The organism is Trichocoleus sp. FACHB-46, assembly GCF_014695385.1.
GTDB lineage: Bacteria > Cyanobacteriota > Cyanobacteriia > FACHB-46 > FACHB-46 > Trichocoleus.
The window spans coordinates 36,152-55,411 of record NZ_JACJOD010000028.1; the positions used below are offsets into that span (position 1 = coordinate 36,152).

At 48.7% G+C, this 19,260-nt stretch carries 21 protein-coding genes; 14 read left to right on the plus strand and 7 right to left on the minus strand.

Translation table 11 applies throughout. The annotated features are described in order from the left end of the window. Positions 1 to 9 precede the first annotated feature (9 nt). The 4 genes from H6F72_RS15650 (at position 10) to H6F72_RS15665 (ending at position 3,826) form a co-directional block, all read left to right on the plus strand. Entirely contained in the window at positions 10 to 795 is a 786-nt protein-coding gene (locus tag H6F72_RS15650) for a hypothetical protein (RefSeq protein WP_190437379.1), read from the plus strand. A gap of 107 nt (positions 796 to 902) precedes the next feature. Continuing rightward, positions 903 to 2,042 (plus strand): phosphotransferase enzyme family protein, encoded by a 1,140-nt coding sequence (locus H6F72_RS15655; protein ID WP_242016966.1) that lies wholly within the window; start codon positions 903 to 905, stop codon positions 2,040 to 2,042. After that, positions 2,039 to 2,578, plus strand: coding sequence for a DOMON-like domain-containing protein (locus tag H6F72_RS15660; RefSeq protein ID WP_190437382.1), 540 nt, complete (start codon positions 2,039 to 2,041; stop codon positions 2,576 to 2,578). Before H6F72_RS15655 ends, H6F72_RS15660 begins: the two co-directional genes overlap by 4 nt. A gap of 279 nt (positions 2,579 to 2,857) precedes the next feature. Next, entirely contained in the window at positions 2,858 to 3,826 is a 969-nt protein-coding gene (locus H6F72_RS15665) for a protochlorophyllide reductase (protein ID WP_190437385.1), read from the plus strand. A 115-nt stretch (positions 3,827 to 3,941) separates the two neighbouring features. Here H6F72_RS15665 and infC read toward each other — a convergent pair whose 3' ends face one another. Then, positions 3,942 to 4,433, minus strand: a complete 492-nt coding sequence (gene infC / locus H6F72_RS15670) for a translation initiation factor IF-3 (protein WP_190437772.1) — start codon at positions 4,431 to 4,433, stop codon at positions 3,942 to 3,944. Between the two features lie 115 nt (positions 4,434 to 4,548). Beyond that, positions 4,549 to 5,106: a hypothetical protein gene (locus tag H6F72_RS15675; RefSeq protein WP_190437387.1), complete on the minus strand. Its 558-nt coding sequence runs from the start codon at positions 5,104 to 5,106 to the stop codon at positions 4,549 to 4,551. A gap of 108 nt (positions 5,107 to 5,214) precedes the next feature. Between H6F72_RS15675 and H6F72_RS15680 the strand changes: the two genes are divergently transcribed. The 4 genes from H6F72_RS15680 (at position 5,215) to H6F72_RS15695 (ending at position 8,437) form a co-directional block, all read left to right on the plus strand. Then, positions 5,215 to 6,867: a glycerol-3-phosphate dehydrogenase/oxidase gene (locus H6F72_RS15680; RefSeq protein ID WP_190437390.1), complete on the plus strand. Its 1,653-nt coding sequence runs from the start codon at positions 5,215 to 5,217 to the stop codon at positions 6,865 to 6,867. A gap of 372 nt (positions 6,868 to 7,239) precedes the next feature. Further along, a complete protein-coding gene (locus H6F72_RS15685) occupies positions 7,240 to 7,557 on the plus strand; it encodes an RNA-binding protein (RefSeq protein WP_190437392.1) in 318 nt (105 codons plus the stop codon). A gap of 118 nt (positions 7,558 to 7,675) precedes the next feature. Next, complete coding sequence (rpsU, locus tag H6F72_RS15690; protein WP_190437776.1) at positions 7,676 to 7,867, plus strand: 30S ribosomal protein S21; 192 nt, start codon at positions 7,676 to 7,678, stop codon at positions 7,865 to 7,867. 57 nt (positions 7,868 to 7,924) lie between these two features. Beyond that, complete coding sequence (locus H6F72_RS15695) at positions 7,925 to 8,437, plus strand: hypothetical protein (RefSeq protein WP_190437395.1); 513 nt, start codon at positions 7,925 to 7,927, stop codon at positions 8,435 to 8,437. 39 nt (positions 8,438 to 8,476) lie between these two features. Here the strand turns inward: H6F72_RS15695 and H6F72_RS15700 are convergent, their stop codons facing one another. Further along, positions 8,477 to 8,818 (minus strand): 2Fe-2S iron-sulfur cluster-binding protein, encoded by a 342-nt coding sequence (locus tag H6F72_RS15700; protein WP_190437398.1) that lies wholly within the window; start codon positions 8,816 to 8,818, stop codon positions 8,477 to 8,479. Positions 8,819 to 8,994: 176 nt separating this feature from the next. Between H6F72_RS15700 and H6F72_RS15705 the strand changes: the two genes are divergently transcribed. Both H6F72_RS15705 and H6F72_RS15710 read left to right on the plus strand, forming a co-directional pair. Continuing rightward, positions 8,995 to 10,077 (plus strand): DUF3474 domain-containing protein, encoded by a 1,083-nt coding sequence (locus H6F72_RS15705; RefSeq protein ID WP_190437402.1) that lies wholly within the window; start codon positions 8,995 to 8,997, stop codon positions 10,075 to 10,077. Between the two features lie 163 nt (positions 10,078 to 10,240). Continuing rightward, positions 10,241 to 11,272: an aldo/keto reductase gene (locus H6F72_RS15710; protein WP_190437405.1), complete on the plus strand. Its 1,032-nt coding sequence runs from the start codon at positions 10,241 to 10,243 to the stop codon at positions 11,270 to 11,272. Between the two features lie 23 nt (positions 11,273 to 11,295). Here H6F72_RS15710 and H6F72_RS15715 read toward each other — a convergent pair whose 3' ends face one another. Genes H6F72_RS15715 through H6F72_RS15725 form a run of 3 tightly spaced genes read right to left on the minus strand, consistent with a single transcriptional unit; the run spans position 11,296 to position 14,423 of the window. Next, a complete protein-coding gene (locus tag H6F72_RS15715; RefSeq protein WP_190437408.1) occupies positions 11,296 to 11,997 on the minus strand; it encodes a DevA family ABC transporter ATP-binding protein in 702 nt (233 codons plus the stop codon). Between the two features lie 9 nt (positions 11,998 to 12,006). Then, complete coding sequence (devC, locus tag H6F72_RS15720) at positions 12,007 to 13,212, minus strand: ABC transporter permease DevC (protein ID WP_190437411.1); 1,206 nt, start codon at positions 13,210 to 13,212, stop codon at positions 12,007 to 12,009. Continuing rightward, positions 13,209 to 14,423: an ABC exporter membrane fusion protein gene (locus H6F72_RS15725; protein WP_190437416.1), complete on the minus strand. Its 1,215-nt coding sequence runs from the start codon at positions 14,421 to 14,423 to the stop codon at positions 13,209 to 13,211. The genes devC and H6F72_RS15725 overlap by 4 nt, the downstream gene beginning before the upstream one ends. 165 nt (positions 14,424 to 14,588) lie before the next feature. On the opposite strand from H6F72_RS15725, the gene H6F72_RS15730 reads away from it, so the two are divergent. Beyond that, entirely contained in the window at positions 14,589 to 15,203 is a 615-nt protein-coding gene (locus H6F72_RS15730; protein WP_190437419.1) for a TetR/AcrR family transcriptional regulator, read from the plus strand. A gap of 73 nt (positions 15,204 to 15,276) precedes the next feature. Next, a complete protein-coding gene (locus H6F72_RS15735) occupies positions 15,277 to 17,169 on the plus strand; it encodes an aminopeptidase P family protein (protein ID WP_190437422.1) in 1,893 nt (630 codons plus the stop codon). A 17-nt stretch (positions 17,170 to 17,186) separates the two neighbouring features. Here the strand turns inward: H6F72_RS15735 and H6F72_RS15740 are convergent, their stop codons facing one another. Continuing rightward, positions 17,187 to 18,311 (minus strand): DNA topoisomerase IB, encoded by a 1,125-nt coding sequence (locus H6F72_RS15740; protein WP_190437424.1) that lies wholly within the window; start codon positions 18,309 to 18,311, stop codon positions 17,187 to 17,189. A 214-nt stretch (positions 18,312 to 18,525) separates the two neighbouring features. Here H6F72_RS15740 and H6F72_RS15745 point away from each other — a divergent pair, with 214 nt between their 5' ends. Together H6F72_RS15745 and H6F72_RS15750 are read left to right on the plus strand one after the other, a co-directional pair. Beyond that, on the plus strand, positions 18,526 to 18,720 hold the full coding sequence (locus tag H6F72_RS15745; protein ID WP_190437425.1) for a cation transporter: 195 nt from the start codon (positions 18,526 to 18,528) through the stop codon (positions 18,718 to 18,720). Positions 18,721 to 18,824: 104 nt separating this feature from the next. Continuing rightward, complete coding sequence (locus tag H6F72_RS15750) at positions 18,825 to 19,055, plus strand: DNA-directed RNA polymerase subunit alpha C-terminal domain-containing protein (RefSeq protein WP_190437428.1); 231 nt, start codon at positions 18,825 to 18,827, stop codon at positions 19,053 to 19,055. Positions 19,056 to 19,260 lie beyond the last annotated feature (205 nt).

Here is a 19,260-nt window from a genome sequence, read left to right on the forward strand (position 1 = left end):
GAGATTTGCTTGATTCGGATTTATAAGCCAGCAGTGGTGCCAGAGAAACTTGCTCAAGATGGTAAAAAGAAACGGCGATCGCATTGCAGCACTTACTCTCGCAACCCAGATGCCTATCAATGTGGAGATAAAACCTTCTCTTTTGACCGCTCGATCTATAGCCATGAGAGTGTCAAAGAAGCATTGATTAAAGCTCAACATGGGAAATGTTGTTTTTGTGAACGTTTGATCGGAACTGATGGAGATGTTGAGCATTTTCGTCCTAAACAAGCCTACAAACAAGCTAATGGCGAATCCTTACAACGACCAGGCTATTACTGGCTAGCTTACGAATGGGACAACCTCTACCTTGCTTGCCCTGCTTGTAATCAGCGCCATAAGCAAAATCTGTTTCCTCTGAAGAATCCTGCAAAACGAGCCATTGATCACAAGCAGGATGTTGCCCAGGAACAACCACTATTTATTGATCCAGGCAAAGAGAATCCCGAAGAATTCATTGGCTTTCGAAGTGAAATTGCATTTGCCATTAAAGGCAATCAAAAGGGCAAGGTTACGATCGACGCTTTGAAACTAAATCAGCGATCGCTTCCTGAAGCGAGGCTTCAACGACTGCAACTCTTGAGACAACTGCACCAAGTCGTACAGCTAGCCGCTGAGCAACCAGAAAACGCTGAACTTCAGGAATTAGCCAGGGAAGCCAAAGATTCAATAGAAAAATTTTTGCAAGATAATGCTGAGTTTGCTGCTGCTGTACGTTGTGCGCTTCATACACAATTTCAGTTTGTGATTGGATAGCTATCCTGAATGCAATAGTACTGATGGCTTGAAACAGCAGCAGTAACGTTAATTAGAACCAGCAACGCCGTACACTGTGTCATGGCGAGTAGTCAGCGGAGTTTCCCATGTCAACCAGGGCAGATATGACCAGCGATCGCACCCCCAGTAGTACCCTAGATCCCCTTGTGGCTATTGCTGACCAATTTGCCCACCAAGGCAACATCACCAGCGTCCAAGCCTTTGGTAACGGCAATATCAACGACACCTTCCTCGTCGCCCTGGATGATCTTGACCAAACTCGCTTTGTCCTGCAACGCATCAACACTCAAATTTTTCGCCATCCCGAACTCGTGATGCAAAACATGCGAATCCTCACCGAGCATGTTTGCGATCGCCTACAACGCACCCCCCTCGACCGTCGTTGGGAAACTCCGCGTGTTCTCCTCACCCAAGACGGACAAGACCATTGCAGTGATGATCATGGTTCCTTCTGGCGAGCCATCAGCTTCATCGAAGGCTCTGAATCTTTCGATACTATGCAAGAGGTGGCTCAGGCCCAAGAAGTTGGATATGCCTTGGGGATGTTCCATAGCCTGATTAGCGATCTCCCTGCCACCAAACTAGCTGATACCCTAGAAGGCTTCCACATCACTCCCCGCTACTGGCAGCATTACGAGCAAGTTCTGGCTCAAACCAACGTTAGCGCTACTCCAGAAGTCTCCTACTGTTTAAAGTTTGTCAGCGATCGCCAAGCTTTAGTTCACGTCTTAGAAGATGCCAAAGCACAAGGCAAACTGCCCCTCCGCTTGATGCACGGAGATCCCAAAATCAATAATGTGATGTTTGACATCACGACCGGAAAAGCAGTCAGCGTGGTTGACCTAGATACCGTTAAGCCTGGTTTAGTGCATTACGACATTGGGGATTGCTTGCGATCGGGTTGCAATCCGGCGGGGGAAGAAACCCAACAGTGGGAAGCGGTGCAGTTTGACACCGATCTGTGCCAAGGCATCCTCAAAGGATATTTAGCGATCGCCAAAGACTTCTTGACTGAACCAGACTATACCTACCTGTACGGCTCCATCCGTCTAATTGCTTTTGAGTTAGGGCTGCGATTCTTGACAGATCATTTAGCAGGCAATGTCTACTTCAAGGTCAAGTACCCAGAACATAATCTAGCCAGAGCCTTGGTGCAGTTTAAGCTAACTGAAAGTATCGAATCTCAAGCCACGACTCTCCAAAATCTAATCTCTGATTTGCGATGAACAGCCAAGCTTTCTCTTTGCAACCCTTTCCTCATACCAATTTACCTGCAAACCTTCAGCTCACAGGTGATATTGCTCGACGAGCACAGACACTCCATATTCGTTATGTGCTCTCCGGCGATTTGTCTAAAATTGCGATTGCCCCTCCAGCAAAGATTCCAACTCGTCAACACGAGCTGTGGCAGGAAACCTGTTTCGAGTTCTTTGTAGGGTCGCAAGACAGCGATCGCTACTGGGAATTCAACCTGTCCCCATCTGGTGATTGGAACGTCTATCGCTTTAATGGCTACCGACAGGGGATGCAAGAGGAAACAGCTTTTACTGTGCTGCCCTTTGCAGTAGAGGCGCAACTGGAAGCACATACACTCTCACTTGAGCTAAATTTGGCGGCGATCGCACTAGACGAGCAACCTCTAGACGTGGCGATTACCGCAGTGGTCGAAAGCCAAGATAGTGAGGTGACCTACTGGGCTTTAGCTCACACGGGATCAGAAGCAGACTTTCACCGCCGGGATAGCTTTGTCCTAAACATTTGATTTTTCTACCTGCTTAGGTTTAACGGCCTCATCGGAAAGAGTAGCTTTGGCACTTAATAGATCCACACAAACCTTTATATTCAGCAACGCCTTGAATACTAAGCTTTTTGATTTTTGATTTTTGTCTAAAAAGCTCATTAGAACTTAATTTCAGCGATCGCGATTGGCCAACTTTTTGCCGATCAGCTCCCCAGTTACCCAATTAAAAAATAGGCATCGCGGGTTCTTGGTATGAGATCCTAGAAAAGGTCAACAACGGTCAACTGAAGTCTGAACAGCATGGAACGAGATCAAAAACCAACCGTCGTGGTCACTGGTGCCTCCTCCGGAGTTGGTTTGTACGCTGCGAAAGCGCTTGCCAAAAAAGGGTGGCATGTAGTGATGGCCTGCCGCGATTTAATTAAGGCAGAAAACGCTGCTCAAGAGGTACAAATTCCTAAAGACAGCTATACCCTCTTGCCGATCGATCTGAGTTCTTTAGATAGCGTTCGGCAGTTTGTCGATAAATTCAGAGCCAGCGGCAGGTCTTTAGATGCCCTGGTATGTAACGCCGCAGTTTATCTCCCCTTGTTAAAGGAACCCTTACGCAGTGCCGAAGGCTATGAGCTGAGCGTCGCAACCAATCACCTCGGCCATTTTCTGCTGTGCAACCTCATGCTGGAAGATTTGAAAAAGTCTTCCTATTCCGATCGCCGATTGGTGATTTTGGGAACTGTGACGGCCAATCCCAAAGAGTTGGGTGGCAAAATCCCCATTCCTGCTCCTCCGGACTTAGGAGATCTCCAGGGCTTTGAAGCGGGCTTTAAAGCGCCGATCACCATGATTAATGGCAAAAAGTTTAAGTCTGGCAAAGCTTACAAAGACAGCAAACTCTGTAACGTTTTGACCATGCGGGAACTGCATCGTCGCTATCACGAATCGACGGGGATCACGTTTAACTCCCTCTATCCGGGATGTGTGGCAGACACGCCTTTGTTCCGCAACCACTATCCGCTGTTCCGCAAAATCTTTCCCCTCTTCCAGAAAAACATCACTGGAGGATATGTCTCCCAGGAGCTAGCAGGTGAGCGAGTGGCCGCGATCGTCGCTGATCCTGAGTACAAAGAATCGGGGATGTATTGGAGCTGGGGCAATCGTCAGAAGCCAGGTCGTCAATCTTTTGTGCAAGAAGTTTCCGACGAAGCCAGTGACGACAACAAAGCCCAACGGCTGTGGGATTTGAGCACGAAACTGGTGGCACTGGCGTAACGGCACAGCAACGTGAGGCATTGCCTACCCAAACACCCTACCTGAACCTAAAACGTAGGGGCACCTATAAAAGATGCCCCTACGATCAAAAATTATTCCTAAATATCTAGAATATTTAGGCAGGAACGACCTGAACAATCAGCGACCGTTTATCAAGCGACTGTACTTTACCAACTTGACTTAGGTCTGCTGCAATGCGGTCTAGCAAGTCCCCAGCGCGATCGCGAAATTGATTTTCTCGACCCCGTAGACGAATCATAAACTTGACTGAATCGCCTTTACCTAACCACTCGATCGCATTATCGATTCGGAGCTTGTAATCAGACAAGCCAACATTCGGGCGCAGCCTAACTTCTTTGACAGTTGGCCGTGAACCCTGACTCTGGCGCTTCTTCTGCTGATATTGCAGCTTGCCGTAATTTAGAATTTTTGCGACTGGAGCGTCCTTACCCTGCGAGACCACTACGAGGTCAAGCTCCACACTCTCAGCTATTCTTAAGGCTTCATTGGTATCGATCAAGCCACGATTATTGTTTTCATGGTCAATTAGAAAGACCTGAGGGGACGTGATTTGACGGTTAATGAGCTGTTTCTGGGCTACGATAATAAGCTCCTTTAAATTTTAAAGTAGGTCAATACTTGCTTAAACAAGTATCTTAAAGTTAACACAACACTCCCTCAGGCTGCATGCGATCGCTGATTCTTTTAAGCTTGATGCGGTTTTATCTAGAAACTTCGCTGAGTGGCTTGGGGGACAACGCATACTTCATGGCGCCGTAGAAGAGAACTAAGACCAAAAGCCCTGTAGCAATTCCTAATGGCGCAATTTTTAGCATCCACAAACTGACCAAAACTAAACCGATCGCGTCAGCGCCTAAAACCGGGAGCCGTTGAGGAATACCCCAAGCTTGAATCGCTATTTTTTCAGCCGTGTGGAGTTGAATTCCTGCCCATAGGTTGAACCAAACTTGGCTCAATAAAATCACAAGCGAACCCCACCCGAGCCACAGGGTGGCAGCATAAAAGCCCAACAGTTCCAGGGCAATGGTACTGACTGTAGCTTGGTAGAAACGCTTGAGGCGAGCATCTTGAATTTGTTGTCGTGCCTGAGCTACCTGTTCTAGATCCACCACTGCCATGCGAGCTTGATCTACACAAAGCAACAAAATACCAAGCGCCAGCAGTTGAGTAGATAATTCATCTCCCCCTATCACCTGCCACAATAGTCCTAGACAAGCAGGAAAGAAAAGCAAAAACATTATCCAAGCGATCGATAGCATGCAGCAATTCCTTGAGGCTGACGACGACACAAACAGTTAGCACAAGCAGCCAGTCAGCCTGACCTAATCAGTAGTCTATTCAGACCAAACTCACATTTTAAGCCCCGAATGAACCGAGAAGAGCATGTGGCCCGCTTACAGTCTGAAGCTTTTGATTTGCTAGTTATTGGGGGTGGCGCAACCGGAACCGGAATTGCCCTAGATGCTGCCACGCGAAACTTGAAAGTGGCTCTTGTAGAGCGAGACGATTTTGCGGCTGGAACCAGTAGCCGTAGCACCAAGTTAATTCATGGCGGTGTGCGTTATCTAGAGCAGGCAGTGTTGCGGCGCGATCGCAGTCAGTTTGATTTAGTCCGCGATGCGTTGAAGGAACGGGCAGTCTTATTAAAGATTGCGCCTCACCTCAGTCAACCCTTACCGATTGTCATGCCCCTGTACAACCCGCTGCAAATCCCCTACTTTTTCACAGGGCTGAAGTTGTATGACGCTCTCGCCGGAAAAGCAAATCTGGCTCCGAGTCAGTTTCTCAGTGCTAAGGAGATCCGCGATCGCCTACCCATGCTGAGATCAGCGGGATTGTGGGGTGGGGTTCTCTATTATGATGGGCAATTCAACGACGCTCGGATGAATGTGGCTTTAGCACTGACCGCTGCTGAAGCAGGAGCAGTAGTTGCGAATCACGTGGAAGTAGTGGCACTGAATAAAGCCAACGGTAAACTGTGCGGGGCCACTGTGCGCGATCGGCTCAGCGGAGACCGTTGGGAGATCGTTGCCAAAGTTGTGATCAACGCTACTGGCCCGTTTAGTGATACGATTCGCCAGTTGGATGAGCCGAGTGCTACGCCCATGCTGCGGTTGAGTTCTGGCGCGCATCTCGTTCTCGCTCAGCAGTTCTCGCTACCTACAACGGGGATACTGATTCCCAAGACAGAGGATGGTCGAGTCCTATTCATTTTGCCTTGGTTAGGACATACATTAGTGGGCACTACTGACAACTCCACTACCCTGTCTGCTGATCCCCAAGCTTCTCAGGAAGACATAGAGTATATTCTGCGTCACTTGCAGAAGTACTTCTCTATTCCTGTTACACAGCAAGATGTTCGAGCAGCTTGGGCAGGACTACGCCCCCTAGTCTCTGATCCCAAAGCTGCCGATACCGCCAAACTGTCGCGAGACCATGTGATCAATGTCAGCGATTCAGGGTTGCTCACGATCACAGGTGGTAAGTGGACTACGTATCGCAAGATGGCCTCAGACACCGTTAATGCCGCTTTGACATTGGGCAACCTGAACTGCGATCGCCCCTCCCAAACCGAAAGCCTTAAGCTAGTGGGTGCAGAGAACTACTCCCCTCAAGGAGGCATACAGTTACAAACCACCTATGGCTTAGCCCCTGATGTCGCAACCCACCTCAATCAAGCTTATGGCGATCGCGCAATTCAGGTGGCAGAGTTAGCCCGAGAAGGATACGGTCAGCGTTTAGCAAAAAACTATCCTTACTTAGAAGCGGAGGTTGTTTACGGAGTCAAGCAAGAAGCAGCTCGGAGCGGCAGCGACATCCTGGCCCGTCGGACCCGCCTCAGTTTTTTGGATCACCAAGCCACTCAAAGCGCTTTACCTCGCGTGGTCGAGCTATTAGGAAACACATTAGGTTGGAGTCAAGCCCAACAACAAGCTGATTTACAACGATCAGCTACTGCTCTGAAAGTTTCTGCCACCGCAACTTCAAATTCACCTACAGCAGTCTTAAATGATTTCTAAAATTGGCTCTAGATGTAAACATCTTGTGTACTAAAAGCAAGGTGCCTACACTACGAATAGAGGCAATTTTATGAGTGATTGAAAGTTAGTATATCGTCCGTCAAAATTGATACAATTTGCTCGTTTGGTCGTACAACTGCTCAAAAGCTATCATTCTGCTTTTGCTAAAGTTGGCGATCGCCTAGCTCCAATTGAAACAGAACTTAATTAACTTCTAATTATTTCCAGAAGATTTACAACTCAACCTTCTACATGACTGTGTTATAGTCACAGCGTAAGGATTATTTTCGGCTTTGAAACCCCATTTCGTTTTACCGACAAGTGTTTCTCCGGATCTAACTTCTCTACACTCTTTGATTTTGGAGATAATTCATGTCGATTTACGTTGGTAATCTGTCCTACCAGGTTACCCAAGAAGACCTCAAGCACGCGTTTGCAGAATACGGAACCGTCAATCGGGTTCAGCTACCCACTGACCGAGAAACAGGTCGGGTGCGGGGATTTGCTTTTGTGGAAATGGGAACAGAAGCAGAAGAAGCAGCTGCAATTGAAGCGCTTGACGGTGCAGAGTGGATGGGACGTGACCTCAAAGTGAATAAAGCCAAACCCCGTGAAGACCGAGGTTCGTCCGGCGGTGGCGGCGGTGGCGGTGGTTGGAGTAATAATCGCCGTAGCGATCGCCGCTATTAAGCCTTTTGTTTCAGGTTTAAAATTTAGAGTCTCTGGCAGACAAAGGCAAGTGCTCTATTCTGCTAGAGACTTTTTTGCTTACTTTCCAGGCAGTACGGTTCATATGGGAGAAAACAGGATGACTCAAGTGGTTTTAGGTGAGAACGAAGGCATTGAATCTGCTTTGCGTCGGTTTAAGCGACAGGTTTCTAAAGCTGGCATCTTTCAGGATATGAAGAAGAAGCGGCACTTTGAGACCCCCTTGGAAAAAGAAAAGCGGAAAGCTTTAGCCAAACACAAACAGCGTAAACAACGTTCTCACCAAAGATAACCAGTTGACGATGTCGTAAATAGCCAAAAGCAACTAGTCAATAGAGGTAAATCAACTGTGACGCCAGAAACAATACGAATCATTTCTAACTTAAGGCAGGAATTCTACTCTCTATTTGTTGCTGAAATGGCTGTCCCTGTCAAAATCAGCGGCAGTTCTTACAACAGTAGTTCTTTAGTGGCCTCTTGGACGGATGCAAGCCAATACTTGAACTACGTCAACATTTACGCCTATTCGGCCCCAGATGCTTTTCAGTCTGAACGGCCTTTTATTCTGCGGCTAGCTATTAATAAAGGCGCAGGGGACATCGCAGTGGCTCGTAAAGGCCCTTTATGTAGGGGGTTGAACCGGAAGTGGTGCTTTGAGTTAACTATCTTGCCAGAAGAAATTTTAGAGTTTCTACCTTGGGTAGTCAGCTTAGTAGAAGCAAAAGCTAAAGGTTCGCTTTCCTCAGTTGAGGAACCCCCTTATCCTGTAACTTTCAGCGATACCAATAGCGCATTTACCACTGAAGCTTGGACTCAAAGAGCGAGACAAAGGATAGATCAAGAATTGTGTGTCAACCATTAAAGCTAGATTTAGACATTTTCTAGCAGGGAATCAGCCGCTCTATTCTGCTTCAACACTATCAGGCTTGAAGTAGAGCGATGACTGATACAGCACAGATTCCTGATGAGTCTGCAAGGTGCAATCAGCCATAGGGTAAGTAACACAAGTAACTACATACCCTGATTGCACCTCTTCAGGCCGTAAAAATTTTTGTTCGCTTTGATCCACTTCACCACTCACCAGCTTGGCGACACAAGCAGAGCATTCTCCTTGCTTGCACCCAGATGGTAAGTGAATTCCAGCCTCTTCCGCGATATCTAAAATGTACTGATCATCAGGCACGGCGATCGCACAATCGAGGTTAAGCTTCGGATTAATAAGTCGTACTTGATACACAGCCATAGTTTTTAATCTGGCTCCAAAAGTTTTTATATCTCGCTACTCCTTAAGTTAACCCTTAAAGAACCTAGGATTTCAGGGGTTTCCCCTACTCATTACATAAGGTTAAGCCCTACAATAGGGCAGCTATGGGCAGATGCTGAATGCGACTCAAGTCAAATCATTCATGCAGCTGCCCTATGTTTTGCTATCTCATTCAAAACTACGAAAACGTGACCTCCAACTTAACTACTCGTCCTCCTACGCGTGAGTTTCTACCCTTCACGCTTCAAGATGTCCGATCGGCTATCCCAGGCCACTGTTTTCAATCAAACCTTTGGCGATCGCTCTCTTACTTTTTCCTAGACCTTGGCATTGTCGCAGGCCTCTATTGGCTCGCCGCTCGCATTGATAGCGCCTGGTTTTTCCCGCTTTTCTGGTTGATGCAAGGCACCATGTTTTGGGCGCTGTTTGTAATTGGGCACGACTGCGGCCACGGTTCGTTCTCGCGCTACCGCTGGCTCAACAATTTGGTGGGTCACCTCAGTCACACCCCCATTTTGGTGCCCTATCACGGTTGGCGCATCAGCCACCGCACCCACCATGCCAACACTGGCAACATCGAGACCGATGAGAGCTGGTATCCCGTCACCGAGGGCTACTACGACAACATGCCTTGGTACGAGAGGTTGGCTCGATTTCACTTGATTTTGTTTGTCTACCCGTTGTATCTGTTTCGGCGATCGCCCGGAAAGCAGGGGTCGCACTTTCTGCCGGACAGCCCCTTGTTTCGGCCTCATGAGAGACGTGCAGTCCTCACCAGCACCGTGTGTTTGTCACTGATGCTCACCTTTTTGGTGGGTTTGGGTGTGCATTATGGCTTTGGGTTTCTGTTTAAGTACTACCTCATGCCCTACGTGGTCTTTGTGGTCTGGTTAGATTTAGTCACCTTTCTCCACCACACCGATGCTGATATTCCTTGGTATCGCGGCAAAGATTGGTACTTCCTCAAAGGCGCTCTCTCCACCATCGATCGCGACTACGGCATTTTCAATCCCATTCATCACAACATTGGCACTCACGTTGCCCATCATATCTTTATCACAATTCCCCACTACCATCTAAAGGAGGCTACAGAAGCGATTAAACCTGTTTTAGGAGAACATTATCGATCTTCCCAAGAACCCATTTGGAAATCGTTATGGCGCTCCTACCAAACCTGCTACTTTGTTCCAGATCAAGGCAGTAAGGTCTACTACCAAACCCCTTCTAAGAAGATCTAAAATCGAATCACCGAAAAATTTTTGTCACCAGTCAAGCGGTTGTTTTGCACAACGCTAGCTGGTGATTTTTATTGTTTGTCAAAATGTATTCCACGCAACTTATTTTTGATGATTTAAGCCAGTACCTTAACAACAAAACTCCATTGGTAGGAGATTTGGTTTTATGCAGTACACAACTTTGGGAAAAACAGGTCTAGTTGTCTCGCGGCTGGCTTTTGGAGCGATGACCTTTGGCACCGGGCAACTGGTTCCGGGGGTGACTAATAGCATTGACCAAACGCTTGCCGATCAGATGGTGGGTCGAGTCCTAGATGCAGGCATTAATTTATTTGATACTGCTGATGCCTACACCAATGGGGAATCAGAAATTATGTTAGGCAAAGCGCTGGGCGACCGCCGCGACCAAGTAGTGATTGCGACTAAAGTGGGGTTTCGCTTGGGCGATGCCATTACAGATACGGGGTTATCGTACCGCCACATTATCCGATCCACAGAAGGGAGCCTGAAGCGGCTAAACACAGATTACATTGATCTCTACCAAATTCATATCCCTGACCCGCTCACGCCCTTGGAAGAAACTCTGCAAGCGCTGGATAACTTAGTTCGCCGGGGATTAGTGCGTTATGTGGGTTTTTCCAATTTTCCTGCCTGGAAAGCGGCTCGGATGGTAGGAATTCAGGAGCGGTATGGCTATGCGCGGTTCATTGCCGCTCAGATGTATTACTCCTTAGCGGGGCGAGATTTGGAGCATGAGTTTGTCCCTTTTGCCGAAGATGCTGGGATGGGGATTCTAGTCTGGAGCCCACTAGCAGGCGGCTTTCTCAGCGGTAAATACACTCGCGATAATCCTGCGCCTGAAGATGCCCGTCGCACTAAATTCCAACTTCCACCTGTCGATGTAGAGTCAGGATATGAGGTAGTCGATCGCCTGAAGCAAATCGCCCAAAACCACAGTGCCTCTCCTGCCCAAGTCGCGATCGCCTGGATTTTGACCAAGCCCTTTATCTCTTCGGTGATTATTGGAGCCAATAAACTATCTCAACTAGAAGACAACTTGGCATCTGTTGATCTACAGCTTTCTCCTGAGGAAATTGCTCAACTCGATACCCTAACAGCTCCGCCATCTCTCTATCCGGGATGGATGCAGCCTCTCGGATGGGATGCTAAAGTCAAAGCGGCATTGGGAATCACTTGAGCCACTGAGCCCAGAAACCTGTGTTATGCAACGGCACTCAAAACGGTGTTATTGGTGAGTCGGCCATCTTCCATGTGTACAATGCGATCGGCAACATCCAAAATGCGATTGTCGTGGGTGACGAGGAGAATCGTGCAACCTTGTTCTTTAGCTAAGGTTTGCATCAAGGTGACGACATCTCTGCCTGATTTACTGTCTAGAGCAGCAGTGGGTTCATCCGCCAGAACAATTTTAGGATGGCTAACTAGGGCACGGGCGATCGCCACTCGTTGTTTTTGGCCCCCTGAAAGATCATTGGGGTAATAGTGGAGCCGCTCACCTAAGCCAACTTGCTCTAGCATTTGGGCAGCTCGTACTTCCATCTCTGCTAAGGATAAATGGGAATGTAATTCTAAGCCCATTTTGACGTTTTGTAGTACCGTCAAACTGCCGTGTAAATTGTGAGCCTGAAAGATATAGCCGTGTTGTCGTCGCGCGATCGTTAGGTCTTTGTCTTTGGCTCCACAGAGTTCTCGGCCCAATACTTGCAAACCACCAAATTGAGCCGATCGTAGACCACCGACTAAAGTTAGCAGCGTGGTTTTTCCCGATCCCGATGGCCCCGTCATGATCACGATCTCGCCTGCATTAATCTGCAAGTTGATGTCAAACAGAACTTGCTTGCGGAGTTGACCGTGACCGAAGTGATGACTCAAATTCTGGATGGAGATGACAGGTTGAAACATGACAAACCCCTAAAACATATCGGCAGGATCAGCGGATTGCAGCTTACGAGTGGCGATCGCACCGGAGATACTGCACATGGCCACTGTGAGGAACAACACGGTTAAGGCGCGTGACAGTTTCATCACGATCGGCAAAGCGGTGGCATTAGCCGCCAATTGGTAAAGCCCCAGCGGCAAAACCATCCCAGGGATAAAGCCCAAAAAGGCCAGAATCAAAGCTTCTTCAAACACCACGGCTAGGAGATATTGATTGCGATATCCCATCGCTTTGAAGGTGGCGTACTCCTTCATATGCGCGTTGACATCGGTGGAGAGCACTTGATAGACAATCACCACGCCCACCACAAAGGCCATGCCTGTGCCTAAACCAAAGATGAAGCCAATCGGGCTTTCCTTTTTCCAGTAGCTTTCCTCAAACTCGATGTATTCTGCGTGGGTCAGGACTCGGACATCGTCAGGGAGATGGGTTTTGAGAGCCGTTGCCACTTGGTCAGGACTGGCATTGGGTTCTACACGAATCAAGCCTAAATTGACACTTCCTGCATCTCGGCGCGGAAACAGACGCAGAAAGGTTTGGTCACTGGCAATCAAGATGCCATCGGCTCCAAAAGAAGCTCCCAGGGAGAAGAGACCTGCGATCGCGATCGTGCGTCGCTCTACTTCGGTGGTAATGGTTTGGAGCTGTTCAGTCTGACTCTTCTCAGTTTGGTTTTGTTCAATTTGAGCGATCGCCTGTTGGTAATCTCCTCTAGAGTTGCGATCGAACAGCACTTGATCGGGTAGCTGAATCTTGTCTAGCTGTTGGTTGACTTCTGGCAAATTGAGAATCGGTTCGTCAGGATTCAGCCCTAGCACTTGAATCGAGGCTTCCTTGCGGGTGTCGGGATGTTTCCAAGTAATAATGTTGGAGTAAAAAGCTTCCGCTGACTCCACCCCAACCACATCTCTGGCCTGGAAGAGGCGGCGGCGAGAAAAGGTAGACAAGTTTTGGGTGTTCCGAGCTTGGGGACTCACCAAGACAATATCTGCATTTAAGCTGCGGCTGAGCTTGGTATTGCTGTCGTACAGAGCGCTTTGGAAACCCAGTTGCATGAACATCAAGACATCCGCAAAGGCAATGCCCGACAGTGCTACCAGCAATCGACTTTTTTCGTGACTGAGTTGCAACCAGCCGAGAGGCGTGCGCCGCTGCAATTGTTTAATCAAGCCGATCATTGTTCAATTACCGCTGTCACTTGCAAATTGGTCAGCTTGGCTGCTTTTTGGCTCGATGCTGCATCCAAAGCCACATGCACTTCAATCACCCTGCCGTCGATGTTGGCGCTAGGGTCTGTATTGACAATGGTTTGGCGCTGAATTTGCGAGTCAATCCGCTCCACGGTTCCCAATAATTCCCCAGGGATAGAATCGCTGCTGATTTTGACTCGCTGCCCCGCTCGCACTTTGCTGATGTCGCTTTGATAAATTTCAGCGATCGCCTTCATCCGTTGGGTTTGACCAATGTCAGCAATGCCCTCATTCGAGACCACCTCACCGGGATAGGCATGAATCCCTAAAATCTCAAAAGCTTGTGGCCCTCCGGCAGTTCCTCGTGTAGGCACTCGCACATAAGCTTGATCTAAATTGGCTTTAGCCTGTTTCATCGCCGCGATCGCCCGATTCACTTCTACCTGCTTCGCCTGAATATCCACCGGACGCACCTCTGCAATCCGCTCTAAGTTGGCTCTAGCTTGGTTTACTTCGGCAGGGCTGGTCGATTGAATTCTAGTTAATACCGCTTGGGCTTCTTGCCAGCTTCTTTGCGCCGTTTCTAGGGTTAAGCGTTTGCTATCGAGAGCCGAAGCCGCGACCGCCCCTTCTTGGTAGAGAGATTGATAGCGATTAAATTCCGTTTGGGCGTTCTGCACTTCTGACTGTAAACGCGCGATCGTGGCGTTCTGCGCTTGAATATCTCCCTGCCGTTTTGCTTCCAATCGCACGATTTCCGCTTGCTGTGCTGAGATTTCTCCCTGTTTGGCTCCCGCTTGGGTAATGGCTAGCTGCGCTTGTGCCACTTCCACCTCGGCTTGGGCTTGCTCAAAAGCGGCTTGTAAGCGATCGCGACTGTCTAGGACTGCAATCACTTGGCCTGCCTGTACGCGATCGCCCACGTTTACCAGGAGTTGCTCAACACGATTGCCGTTATTGGAGGTAGGCGCGGACAGTTTGATCACTTCTCCCTGCGGTTCCAGTCGCCCCAAGGCGGTGATTGTTTTGATGCGCGGCGCAGCCATCGTGGCGATGTCAGCTTTTGACGTAGCTGGAGCTTGGAGCCGCCAAACCTGATAGGCAGACACGCCACCCAAGGCAAATAGAGCCGCAATCGCTAATGGAGTCCAGCGTTGAGTTTTAGGGGTGGGAAGGCCAGCAGGCGCATTTGGCAACATGATCAGGCTCCAGAAAAATTAGTTGCACCTGAACTAAACAGTTTAGTTCTATAAACCACGCTAAACTAAACAGTTTAGTATCGTCAAGAGGTATGCTTAAAACAAGCAGTCGCCTTAAATCGGTGATGATTGAGGGTGCTATGTCTGTTTCTAGCTTGAATATCTATGAGAAAAACTAAAAGCGTAGACCGCGACCTATCCCCTGAGAAAACCGCAGCCATTCTAGATGGAGCGATCCAAGAGTTTTTGGTCAAAGGTTATGCTGCGACCAGCATGGATCGCGTGGCAGCCGCCGCTGGCGTTTCTAAAGCGACGGTTTATAGCCACTTTCAAGATAAAGAGGCTTTATTCACAGCTTTAATTCAACGCTTAGCTTGCCAAAAAGAACTGTTTAACTCAGAAAAGCTGCAAGCTATTCAAGATGATCCAGCGTTGGTACTTAGGGCTTTTGCTCTGGAAATGCTCGATAAGATTCAAGCCGATCCGCACCTGTTAACCTTTGTCCGCTTAATCATTGGCGAGTCATCCCGCTTTCCGGCGCTAGCCAGGGCCTTTGTGCAAAACGTCGAAAAGCCCAGCATCGAACTTTTGACTCAATATCTCGCCTCTCGACCCGAACTCCGGTTGCCTGACCCAGAAGTGGCAGCGCGGGCTTTTATCGGCACGATTGTGCATTATGTGATTCTGAAGGACCTGCTGCATAGTGGGGATCTGGTGCCGATGGAGCGCGATCGCCTGCTCGACAATTTGCTGCATCTGATTATCCGTCCAGCAAGCTAGGCCAAGCTAGGCGAGGGCTGTACCATAGAGCTATCACTTGCCTTGCGTTTTCTACCGTCTCAAAGTTTTGTCTATGTCACCCCTAGACCTCGTCCAGCAACAAGCTCAGCAAGCTCTGACTGAAGCCAAATTAGCCGATTTGCGGGCTTGGATGGCAGCCTATCAACTGGATGGCTACCTAATTCCTTCGGCAGATGAGCATTTGAACGAGTATTTGCCAGAAGCCAAACAGCGTCGGACTTGGATCAGCGATTTTACAGGGTCGGCAGGAGACTTCTTGGTTGGGACCGAGCAGAGCTGGTTGTTTGTGGACTCTCGCTACTACGAACAAGCTGATTTACAGGTAGATCCCGCAGCCATTCACGTGTCTAAATTGGGCTTAGAAGGTCATAAAACTCTAGTCGAAACTCTGGAAGCTCTCGGACAAGCCGCGATCGCCGTCCAACAACCCTTTCGTTTAGGGGTTGACCCCTTCACGGTGACGGTGGATCAGTGCCGTGACCTACAAAAACGGCTGGCTCCAGCGGGCGTGGTGCTGGTGAGCCTTCCCGAAAATCTAGTCGATCGCGTGCGGGAATCAGCAGCTTGGGCAGATGGTCAAACTCCTGCCAGTTATGCCGCCTCTCGGTTGTTTGCGGTGCCAGAAGCCCTAACCGGAGAAACCGTCGCGCAAAAGCTAGAGCGGTTACGGCAAGCCATGCAGAAGGCCCAAGCCGATATCCTGCCGCTCACCAAGCTCGATCAAATTGCTTGGCTGTTGAACCTACGGGGTTGGGATGTTCCCTACAATCCGGTGTTTATTGCCTACACCATTGTCACGGCTGAGCAAGCGTTCCTGTTTACCAATCTAGAGCGCATTGACACCGAGATCCAGCAATCACTACAACCCCATATCGCCTTGCTGCCCTACGAGCAGTACGCTAACACGTTGCAGTCTTTGCTCAATCAGCCACAACCCCTGCGGGTTTGGATCGATGCCAAACATACCACAATGGGTACCTACGAGCTGGTTCAGGAAAGCTCTAAGACTGGCAAAGTCCAGATTGTGGAAGCCCCGAATCCTGTGGAGGGGATGAAAGCTCGTAAAAATGCAATCGAAATCGAGCAGATGCAACAAGCCAACCTCAAAGCCAGTCGGGCAAAGGTACGAGCCTGGAAGTGGTTTTCCGATCGCTGGGCCGCAGGCGATCGCGTGACTGAATTTGATGTGGCAGAGGCGATCGCTCGGTTCTATCAAGCTGAACCAGGATTCCAAGGACTGAGCTTCAACACCATCTCCGGTGCGGGAGCCAACAGCTCCATTGTTCATTACGGCACTCCCAACCCCAATGTAGACTTGCAAGCGGGTCAGTTGTTACTCCTCGATTCGGGAGCACAGTTTCTCTCTGGCACCACCGATGACACCCGCACTTTTGTGGTCGGAGAAGCCACGCGAGAACAGATTGCACGCTATACCGAAGTCCTGAAAGCCCATATCAACTGTGCCATGCAGCGCTTCCCCAAAGGGACGCCCGGATGCCAACTGGATGGCATTGCGCGATCGGCCATGTGGCAATCGGGACTCGATTATGGACATGGCACAGGCCACGGCGTAGGTGCTTTCTTGAATGTGCATGAAGGGCCGAATGGCATTAATAAGCGATCGCAAGAACCTTTGGAACCAGGCATGGTAACGAGTGTCGAACCTGGCTACTATGAACCCGGTTGGGGCGGTATCCGCATCGAAAATCTTTATGTGATCAAAGAGGTCGTGACAGAAAATAACGGTGCAGTCCCCAAAGGCACCTGGTATGAGTTTGAATCGCTGACCTACATTCCGTTTGACAAGCACCTGATCGACTGCGATCGCCTCAGCCCGCAGCAACGAGAGTGGCTAGAGCATTATCACGTCCAAGTTGTGGAGAAACTCGCCCCCACTCTTACTCCAGATGAAGCTGAGTGGCTCAAGGCAGCTTGCCAACTTTAAGCTATTTGCTTTAACTCCTAACTAGCTACAGGTTGCCGAGCTTCCAGTTGTTGTTCCAAAATCGCTACCACCGCCATTTCTTCGGGATTTAAAGCGTAAGCAGAATCTGAGGCGGGTTGCTGCATCGCTTTTTCCAAAGTGGACATGAGCGACCCGTCTAAATAAGCATCTAGAATGGCGGGATGCACATAATACTTGCGGCAAGTAGCAGGTCGATTACCAAGATGGGCTGCTACGTTTTTAATCGCCTGATTGATATTTTTCTTGGCCTGAGTTTGCGACTGAAACGGACCCATTGCATCTAACTCTAAAGCCGCCATAACTGTACCCGACCAAGTTCGAAAATCCTTAGCAGTGAAGTCTTGCTTGGTTATTTCTTGCAAATAAGTATTGACTGCACCAGAATCAATGCACTGGCTTTGACCTGCGTCATCGAGATATTGAAACAACTCGTAGCCCGGAATTTCTTGGCAACGTTTGATGATGCGAGCCAAACGGCGATCGCTAATTTGAATATCATGATCAACGCCACTCTTGCCTCGAAACTTAAATCGCAACGTAGTGCCGGAAATATCTACATGCTGGCAACGCATGGTTGTGAGGCCAAAGGAGCGATTAGTCCGGGCATAAGTTTCATTGCCCACCCGGATGCAAGTTGTTTCTAAAAGCCGCACCACTGTAGCTAGCACCTTTTCCCGAGATAACCCGCGCAACCCCAGGTCATGATCTACCCGCTCTCGAAGGGTAGGTAAGGCATCGCTAAAGGCAATCAATCGGGTAAATTTGGTTTGATCTCTTACCTGCCGCCACAACGAATGGTAGCGATACTGTTTGCGTCCTTTAGCATCTCGACCTGTGGCCTGAATATGACCGTTGGCAAACGGACAGATCCAGACATCTTTGTAAGCAGGCGGAACGGCTAATGACTCAATCCGTTGAATCTCCTGGCGATCGCGGATGATTTTACCGTCTATGTTCAGATAAACAAACCCTTTTCCTCTAGGTTGGCGTTGAATACCTGGGCTGTCATCATTGACATAGCGTAACCCAGCTACCTGAGCCGATTGGACAGGATCGGTAATGAGCGAAGCTAAAAATTTTCGCCGCTGCGATCGCTTGGAACGCTGACGTTGCAGTTGCATGAGTGGTTTAACTGATTTTGCTAGAAGGAAAAGAGTTTTACGTATTGGTCACTCTAGCGAATTGGTTAAGCTCCTCACTCTGTAAAAAAGTATAGGCATATAGTTCACCCAACGAGCGAATCGTCGCCAGAGAAATAAGCCCTCAGGGGAGTAGTAAAGGGGCAAAGCAAAATCAGAAAATATCAATTGTGTAATTAATAACCCGTGAAAAAACATGGTCCTCAAACTTAATGTCCCAACCATCTCTGGCCCTGATTCGGTAGAAGATATCAAGAGAACCATCAAAACTACTGAGCCCGATGCCAAAGTTGAAGTAGATGTAGAAGCCAAAACGGTCACGGTAGAATCTGGCGCATCGGAAGAAACGATCAAGCAGTTAATTTCTGCAACTGGTCATCAAATTGCCTAATTAGACCTGCGATGGCTCACTGCTAATCGAATCTTGTATTAGTAGGGTATGGCATGATGATCAAGGCTGTTCCATCTTGTAAACGCTGACACCTGATTAAAGCGATGAGCCATCACAAAAATTCTTTATCTCAAACTTCGATTGAAGAGTTGCAGCTTTCAATGCAAGCTTACGGTTTTTTGAAGCGCACCCAAATCCATTCGATCGCCGATCTGATTAACTACACCGAAGAAGACTTGAGAATTTTAGATGCTACTGCTGCTGAAGAGGTCATTGCAGCCCTTCAAAGCTGCTTGGGCATTACCCTGCAAAATGTGGATGCTCAAATAATTTAAGCCATTTCTAATTAGGCCATCGCCTAGCATTTAGTTAAGAGCGTTGATTGCTCATGTGCTTGCTAGCTAAAGGCTAAACTTTTGCTGAGTTGTATGGTGCTATACCGCCTTACGTGAAGCGATCGCTAAGGATGAAGCTCCAACACCATCTAAAACCTAGACTCCTGGAGAACTTCAAGCAGGTTACTAAACCGAAATTCTCTAA